Below are 7,051 nucleotides of genomic sequence, written 5' to 3' on the forward strand. Positions count from 1 at the left end.
ACTTTAATACGTTTTCCTCTTTGTTTTGGGCTCATAATATTTTTATCCTTCTACAAAGTTATCCACATTCCTGCAAAAGCATAATTTCCTATATATTAAAAAAACTCTTCTCAATAAGAGAAGAGCTCATAAATAATCATCAGCATCTTTTCTTATCTTTCAGCACAACTGCTGCGAAAATTAGCACCTTCTCTGACGGGGGTTGCTGGGTTTCACCGGGTCCGTTCCCTCCACCACTCTTAATAAGATTAGATTTATTAAATTGTAATTATAGATTAACACAGAAGTTAATGAATAACAAAATATACTTAGATAATTTTTCCTGCAGGATTCTATTTAGATACAACTAATATTATAAATATCAGTTAATTAAAGATAAATAGGAAAAGGAGTTTTTAAAGTGAAATGCTTAATTTTATATTTTTCCCAAACAAATTCTACCAGAAAAGTCGCTGAAGCTATCGGCGAGGAACTGGCTGCCCATGAATGGTATCTAAAATTAAAAAATATTAAAGATGAGAAGGTTGATCATTTAGAAGAATATGATCTAATTGGATTTGGCAGCCCTGTTTATTATTTTAGACTGCCTTTTATAGTAGAAGATTATCTGAAGTCTCTGCCAGACTTAAATAATAAAGCTGTATTTTCTTTTATTAGTTATGGCAGCTATTATTTTAATGTGCCTTTTCAGATAAGAAAAATACTCAAAGAAAAAAATACAGTTAATCTGGGTTTCTATGCTGCCAGGGGTGAAGATAAATATTTGGGATATTTAAAAGAAGGAGTTCTCTTATCAGAAAGCCGCCCAAACAAAGATGATATCAGTCAGGCTAAAGAATTTACCCGCTACTTAATAGAATCTTTTCAGCAAAATACAGCTTCAGAAAATAATTATAGTTATAAAAGCAAAAATAAAAAGAATCTAATTTACAATATTGAATCTTTATTAACAAAAAGATGGCTTATAGATAAAATCTACACCAGACTCTTTTTCAGTAAAAAAAGCTGTACAGGTTGTGGTAAATGTGTCAAAGAATGTCCTCAAAATAACATTATTTTAAACAGCAAAAAAAGACCCCAATGGGGAAAAAGCTGTGAATTATGCTTTAATTGTGAGATGATATGCCCGGTACAGGCAATATACTCTTCAGCAGATATGAAAATATTTGATCCCGTTTTTAAATATAATGTTAGACAAGCTATAAATGATAATGAGATTAATTATACTGAAATTGACTATAAAAAAGGTGAAATTATAAAAAAATAGTCTTTAGTGTTCTAGCCCTCATAATAAACAAGCTGCTTTTTCAGCCTCCTGATTCCTCCTCTGGGATTCTCTACATCACCTTCATAGCGGGGTATAATATGCTGATGAAGATGCATCACCGTCTGCCCACCGGCATAATTGACATTAAAACCAATTCTGTTGTAGTATTTTAGTTTTCTCAGTTCTACTATATCCTTAAAGTGATCAGTTAGCTCATCGCATCTACTTCAAAGCCAGTTCAATCGCTTTTAAATAAGCTTTACTGCTTACAGTTGCCTCGGAGATGACATCTACATTTACTTTCTGTTCATCTATAACTCTGGCCAGAATTTTGTCTACTACCTCGGGCTGCGAGAATAAAAGATCATCAACTATTTCTATATCTGTAATCCTGTGGTCTTTAATAGTAACTTTAACCGTATTTGTCCATCTACCACCCTCATAGGTGCCGGTGTAAGTCCCATCAGTCAGAGCTGAAAGGTCAACCTCATTAATTGGCACCCGACTGCCTGAATCAAGACCGCGGCTCAGATAGAAAAGCCCACCTCCAGCAAGGAAAATTATAATTATCACTAGCAATAAAATTACTTTCCAGAATGTTTTCATTAGCCTTCACCTCGCTGCAGTTTTTCTGCAAATTCTTTAATATTTTCATCCTTAATCTCAGATTTGTTTTCCTTGACTTTGGCCAGTTTTTTTACCATAAATCTGGAAACAAAGTTCATCCGGTCAAAATTAAATTCATAACCGAAATAACCTTTGCTTAGTGAATGTTCCAGCAGTCTTTTGTCAAATGAATTTTCCAGCTGTTCCCCTGCTTTCTCACTCATACCACAGCAGATAAATAGCCCTAATTTTTTCTGGAGTAAGGTATTAATATTTTCTGAACAGAATTTTTTTACTTCCTGCTGAATATTCCCGGCATAAATAGATCCTCCAACCACAACTGTATCATATTCTTCTAGCTTAATAACTTTATTATCCCTACTGCCCAGATTCAGCAGTTGGGTTTCTCCATCCAGGTAATCAGCCAGCCTATTAACGGCCTTTTCAGTACATCCATATTTAGTGGCATAAACGATCAATGTACTCATTTTTTCACCCCTTATTAAATTTTATGTGTCAATGACTTTACAGACAATATCAGAAATTACTTTGCTAAAATATAATTTCTTGAAAGCATTTTTTTATTGTAGTTTAATTTTTTTAGCAATATAATTAAAATATAGATTAAAATTAAAGAGGTGAATAAAAATGAAAATTTTGATAAATTCATTTTCAATAGTCTTTATTCTTTTAATCTTAATTTTAAGCCTAAAATTAACTGCACTGGCTCATATACCAATAGACACCTCTGCTCCTGCAACCAAAGTTAATCCAATATTTGTTGAGGACCACCAGATTTCCTGGGCTGCCTACAATCAATTAGATAGTGCAGGTGATGTTGATTACTACCATTTTCAGGCTGAGCAGGGAGAAGAAATCTACTTCAGCCTGGTTATTCCTCAAATAGAAAGATATCAGGATTTCAGGCCGGATGTGGCCCTGATTGGTCCAGGATTAGAAAGTAATTATGCCGGTTATGATCCTAATTATATCATTTCTATTTTAAAACTGGAAGCAGACAAAAATATAATTATTGTTAGAGATGATCAGGCTAATCCTGAAATCTTTTTTGAACCGTTCACCATGACTTCTTACTGGAGGAGGCAGCAATTTTCAATTCCAGCTCCAGCAGCAGGCACTTACTACCTGGCAGTATTTTCAGCTGAACAACAGCAGGGTAAATATACTCTTGCCATCGGCCGCAGAGAAGTTTGGACCTTTAGTGACCTGATCAGAATGCCAAAAATCTGGTGGGATACCCGAATCTTTGTGGAAAAAGAAAGTTCAACCTATTTAATTTTAGCTTTTATAATAGCAGTAACCGCATTTATGGTCTATAAATTTATTTTTTAAGAATAATCTATTCTATATTCAAAAACAAAATCGTCCATAAAAAAGCCCTTACCGATATCCTTTTTCCGTTCGCCGACTTTTATAAAACCAAGCTTTTGATAGGCCTTAACTGCACTATTATTTTTGTTAACATTCAGCCTGATTGAGGTAAGCCCTTCTCTTCTGGCAGCTTCAACCACAAAATCAAGCATTTTTCTGGAGAGGCCCTTTCCCCGAGCTTCTTCTTTAAGATAAAATTTGCTCAAATACATTGACTCTTCTTTTGGATAAAAGGCCAGAAAACCAATATTTTCTCCCTGCTCATCCTGAACGAAATAATACTGATAACCTTCTTTCAGCTGTTCAGTAATTGACTCCACCGAAAGAAATTTATCAATCATATAATCATTCTGCTCAGGCCCAATAATCGGGTCGAAATGTTTTTTAACAATCCCAGCTGCCAGTTTAGAAAGCTTCTGTAAAGAACTCAAATCATCTTTCTCAACTTTTTTAAACTGCATAACTACCTCCTAAATTTAAAACTACTGATATCATAAGCTCAACTCCTTATATTAATCTCATTATCGATTTTAAATTCTCAAATTATACTGTTTTCGTTTAACAATTCTACTAAACAATCAATATTTTCAGTAAAGTATTCTCTCATTTTTAGAAAAATCTTATTTCTATTTTCATTAAGATAAATAAAAATCAAGCAGTTTCAGATTTTCAATCTTTTCTAATCTATCCCAGGCTTTTTCTGTTAATGGTTGTTTTGCATCAAATATTAATGAATTTAAAAATTTAAATCTCTTTTCTTTGCTTTCCATATTTACAGATTTTAGATTTGCCTTAATTTTATATAATTCATTTTCCAAATCAAATTTCCTGTTTCCTTCAAAATAGAGGTGTTTTTATGCCTTTTTCCAGAACACTCTGAAGTAAGTTAAGTGCATTTCCTATCTCTTTTTGATTAAAAACTCCAGTTACTATAGCTTCCCCTAGAAAGTTGTTTTCAATTAACATCGATACTGCCAGAATTAATTTATGGTAATCTTTCAATACATATGTTCAAATAATTCTTGTCTAAATATATCTCTATTTATTTTTCACTCTTATATTTGCTTAAATTATTAGCTTATAATATAATTAATATGTGGGTAGAACCCATAAAATTCAAGGTGGTGATAAAATGAGTGATAAATTAGTAGTAAAAGTAGATTCTAGAGGCAGAATTACAATTCCTAAAGAAGCGCGCAAAAAAGCAGATATTAAATCAGGTGACATACTTTTTATGAATTTAAGCCCGGGTAGGGTAGAATTAACCCGAGCTATTGAAGATCCTCTGGTAGAATTAGCTGCCTATGCAGAAAAAGAATATAAAGATGGACACACACAAAATCTAAGAGATTTTGCAGAAGAAGAAGGGATTAATCTAGATGAGTGATTATTCAATTGAGATTATTAAATCAGTAAAAGATGACTTAAAAAGTCTTAAACATCAAAAAGAAAAAGCGATTAAAAAAATTATTACTTTAGAAAATAATCCAATTGAAAAAAGCAAATCGCTTTCAGGAACTCTAAAAGGCTTAAGAAGCTTTAATTTTTCATTAAACGACGGCCAGTATCGAGCTATTTTTAAAATCTTAGAAGATAATAAAATATGTTTAATGATTATTATTGGCAGCAGACAAAATATTTATTTAGAAGCAAAAAGAAGAGTTAAAATTCTTAAAAAACAGGGATTGCTCTAGTCTTTCCCCAGACAGCACTTCTTATACTTTTTACCGCTGCCGCAGGGACAGGGATCATTGCGGCCAACTTTTTCCTCTTTGACAACTGTCTCATCCCCGCGAGATCTGGACTTATATCCTTTTTTGGGTAGTGGACGCAGGTGTTTACGCTCTTCTTCCATAATCTCATTCGGGGTATGACCCTTTAAAACCCAGAGTCGCGTATTATTATGAAATTCATTCATTTCCTGAAAGAAATCCTGTGCCTGATCAAAATGATCAAATTCTAATCTGTCTGCTAATTCCTGAATAATCTCTATTGTCTTCCTGTCATTTTTTATATCCAGCATCATAGTCCAGATTATCTCTTCCACCTCATCTTTTGAGAGAGAAAAATCTTTAAGCAGTTTTTTTCTGAACTTCTGCTGAGTGAAATTCAATTTTTCCCGGTCATGTTTTCCAGCATAGAGTATATCTTTCTTTTTCGGATGATAGTAATTAATTTGTGGTCTCATTTTTATTTCTCTAATCATTTCTTCTGGATTAAAAACCCCTGAATAGAGATAATAGTGATCAAAGTATTCAATATCAAAAGTATTTAAGAAGGCTTCATTTATTAATTTCAAAAAATGATAAAATTTTTCTGGCTCAGTTTCAACCTCAAAATAGAAATCGTAAAATTCAATCAACTGCATAATTGAAAGAACTCCATAATAAGCCAAAAGACCCCGGGCAAATTGAAGCAGCCTATCATTATTTTTTATCTCTTCCTGAAAATCTGAATAAGTTATAATCTCTGCAATCTCTGCTGCTAGATCAGCCGGTATTCTGACGGATCTTTCAGTTTCTGTATCCTTAATATCAATAATTCCGTGCCCATGATAATTATCTAAGGCAGGAGGCAAAATATCTTGAGGAGTTATTTCAAGCCAGTCTATCTGCTGCTGTTCTTTAATTATTTTTTTTAAAAAATTAATTTCTTTTGAACTCTGATACCCCATCCATTCTCTCAAATTTTCTTTTATTTTTTGATCCAGAACATCCACTAATTCAGCTTTATTTAACTGACTGATTCCACTGAAGTTCCAGTACTGCCTGATTTTTGTTAAGTCACTTTTAGTATATGAAGCTAAAAATTCTTTGTAATTTTGATACATTCACCCGTCTCCTTAATGCTAAATTTTCTAAAGTAAGTATAGCCTAAAATTTTTAGGATATCAATTTATTAGCTGCTTAAATTATCAAATTAAATATTTAACTTATTATAAATTTCGGGTATTTCCCAGTCAGTAATAATTCCCTGCAGAACTTCCTCTCTGCTCCCATTTTTAGTTATCAAAAAGGCATCAATTTTATTTCCCGCTTTAATTATTGAGGTATCTTCTTTAATTACCATTAAATTATCATCAATAAAGTCACTGATTTTAGGCGAATCTATTACTTTATCTAAAATTTCTTCCAATAAAGTGTATAGTGAGCTGCTGGGTAAAAAATAATATTCATTATTGTGGGCAATAGAGTTTCTAACTTCCCTGACAGTATCAAGTTCATCTATGTACTTTTTAATAATATAATCATTATTCCGGCCTTCATGCAGCAGACTGTAAAAAGAAGTATCCCAGTCATTGACCTCTTTTAGATGTTCATAGAGTTCGTTAAACATTTCAATGAATTTATCTTTTTTATTTCCCATAATTAGCACCCCTCATTCTGTTATTTTAATAAAATCTCTCACTAGCATTGCATAAAAATATTTAAGCATTGTCAAATTGAAGTTATAGATAAAGTATACTATCTACAGAATATTCAGTCACAACCTTATCCATTTTTAAGAAAAAGAGATAATGGAGTACTAATAGATAGTCTTCATCCACATTTTACCATAATATATTTATTCTTTTTACAGAATCACTGGATTTAATTCTGTTGAATATAAAAACTCTGTTTCTCCTGCCATCACCTGCCTTTCGGTTAGCTGATAGATTTTTTCGTAATCTATCACTCTTCGACCTTTAGAAGTGCGTGATGGTGGTCGATTTATCTTTCTGATAAAAGCTTTTAGACTTTCAAACTTACAGGCTCTAAAATACTTCAGTACTTTAAATAAGCTCTT

At 32.4% G+C, this 7,051-nt stretch carries 10 protein-coding genes, 2 pseudogenes and 1 riboswitch; of the genes and pseudogenes, 4 read left to right on the forward strand and 8 right to left on the reverse strand.

Translation table 11 applies throughout. The annotated features are described in order from the left end of the window. Window positions 1-149: 149 nt before the first annotated feature. Window positions 150-249, reverse strand: a riboswitch (SAM riboswitch). A 151-nt stretch (window positions 250-400) separates the two neighbouring features. After that, window positions 401-1,267, forward strand: coding sequence for an EFR1 family ferrodoxin (locus tag BW929_RS14805; protein WP_076546242.1), 867 nt, complete (start codon window positions 401-403; stop codon window positions 1,265-1,267). An 11-nt stretch (window positions 1,268-1,278) separates the two neighbouring features. On the opposite strand, the pseudogene BW929_RS15550 reads toward BW929_RS14805, so the two are convergent. From BW929_RS15550 to BW929_RS14820, 3 genes and pseudogenes are all read right to left on the reverse strand, one after another. Beyond that, a pseudogene (locus BW929_RS15550) lies at window positions 1,279-1,461 on the reverse strand (HIT family protein); the annotation flags it as partial. A 28-nt stretch (window positions 1,462-1,489) separates the two neighbouring features. Continuing rightward, window positions 1,490-1,873 carry an FMN-binding protein gene (locus BW929_RS14815; RefSeq protein WP_076546243.1) on the reverse strand — a complete coding sequence of 128 codons (384 nt, stop codon included), beginning with the start codon at window positions 1,871-1,873 and terminating at the stop codon, window positions 1,490-1,492. After that, window positions 1,873-2,361, reverse strand: a complete 489-nt coding sequence (locus BW929_RS14820; protein WP_076546244.1) for a flavodoxin domain-containing protein — start codon at window positions 2,359-2,361, stop codon at window positions 1,873-1,875. The genes BW929_RS14815 and BW929_RS14820 overlap by 1 nt, the downstream gene beginning before the upstream one ends. A 160-nt stretch (window positions 2,362-2,521) precedes the next feature. On the opposite strand from BW929_RS14820, the gene BW929_RS14825 reads away from it, so the two are divergent. Then, complete coding sequence (locus BW929_RS14825) at window positions 2,522-3,226, forward strand: hypothetical protein (protein WP_076546245.1); 705 nt, start codon at window positions 2,522-2,524, stop codon at window positions 3,224-3,226. Here BW929_RS14825 and BW929_RS14830 read toward each other — a convergent pair. Together BW929_RS14830 and BW929_RS14835 are read right to left on the reverse strand one after the other, a co-directional pair. After that, window positions 3,223-3,726, reverse strand: coding sequence for a GNAT family N-acetyltransferase (locus tag BW929_RS14830; RefSeq protein ID WP_076546246.1), 504 nt, complete (start codon window positions 3,724-3,726; stop codon window positions 3,223-3,225). The two genes, BW929_RS14825 and BW929_RS14830, sit on opposite strands and share 4 nt — an antisense overlap. Window positions 3,727-3,900: 174 nt before the next feature. Further along, window positions 3,901-4,083: a hypothetical protein gene (locus BW929_RS14835; protein WP_076546247.1), complete on the reverse strand. Its 183-nt coding sequence runs from the start codon at window positions 4,081-4,083 to the stop codon at window positions 3,901-3,903. Window positions 4,084-4,397: 314 nt separating this feature from the next. Between BW929_RS14835 and BW929_RS14840 the strand changes: the two genes are divergently transcribed. Both BW929_RS14840 and BW929_RS14845 read left to right on the forward strand, forming a co-directional pair. Further along, the gene (locus tag BW929_RS14840; RefSeq protein WP_076546248.1) at window positions 4,398-4,652 is read left to right on the forward strand and encodes an AbrB/MazE/SpoVT family DNA-binding domain-containing protein; all 255 of its coding nucleotides are present in this window, start codon (window positions 4,398-4,400) and stop codon (window positions 4,650-4,652) included. Beyond that, window positions 4,645-4,959, forward strand: a complete 315-nt coding sequence (locus tag BW929_RS14845; protein WP_076546249.1) for a type II toxin-antitoxin system RelE family toxin — start codon at window positions 4,645-4,647, stop codon at window positions 4,957-4,959. The genes BW929_RS14840 and BW929_RS14845 overlap by 8 nt, the downstream gene beginning before the upstream one ends. Here the strand turns inward: BW929_RS14845 and BW929_RS15670 are convergent. The 3 genes and pseudogenes from BW929_RS15670 to BW929_RS15310 form a co-directional block, all read right to left on the reverse strand. Then, window positions 4,956-6,095: an SEC-C metal-binding domain-containing protein gene (locus BW929_RS15670; protein ID WP_076546250.1), complete on the reverse strand. Its 1,140-nt coding sequence runs from the start codon at window positions 6,093-6,095 to the stop codon at window positions 4,956-4,958. The two genes, BW929_RS14845 and BW929_RS15670, sit on opposite strands and share 4 nt — an antisense overlap. An 89-nt stretch (window positions 6,096-6,184) precedes the next feature. After that, complete coding sequence (locus BW929_RS14855) at window positions 6,185-6,631, reverse strand: hypothetical protein (RefSeq protein ID WP_076546251.1); 447 nt, start codon at window positions 6,629-6,631, stop codon at window positions 6,185-6,187. A gap of 207 nt (window positions 6,632-6,838) precedes the next feature. Beyond that, window positions 6,839-7,051, reverse strand: a pseudogene (locus BW929_RS15310) (hypothetical protein); the annotation flags it as partial.

This window comes from Halanaerobium kushneri (assembly GCF_900156285.1).
Taxonomy (GTDB): domain Bacteria; phylum Bacillota; class Halanaerobiia; order Halanaerobiales; family Halanaerobiaceae; genus Halanaerobium; species Halanaerobium kushneri.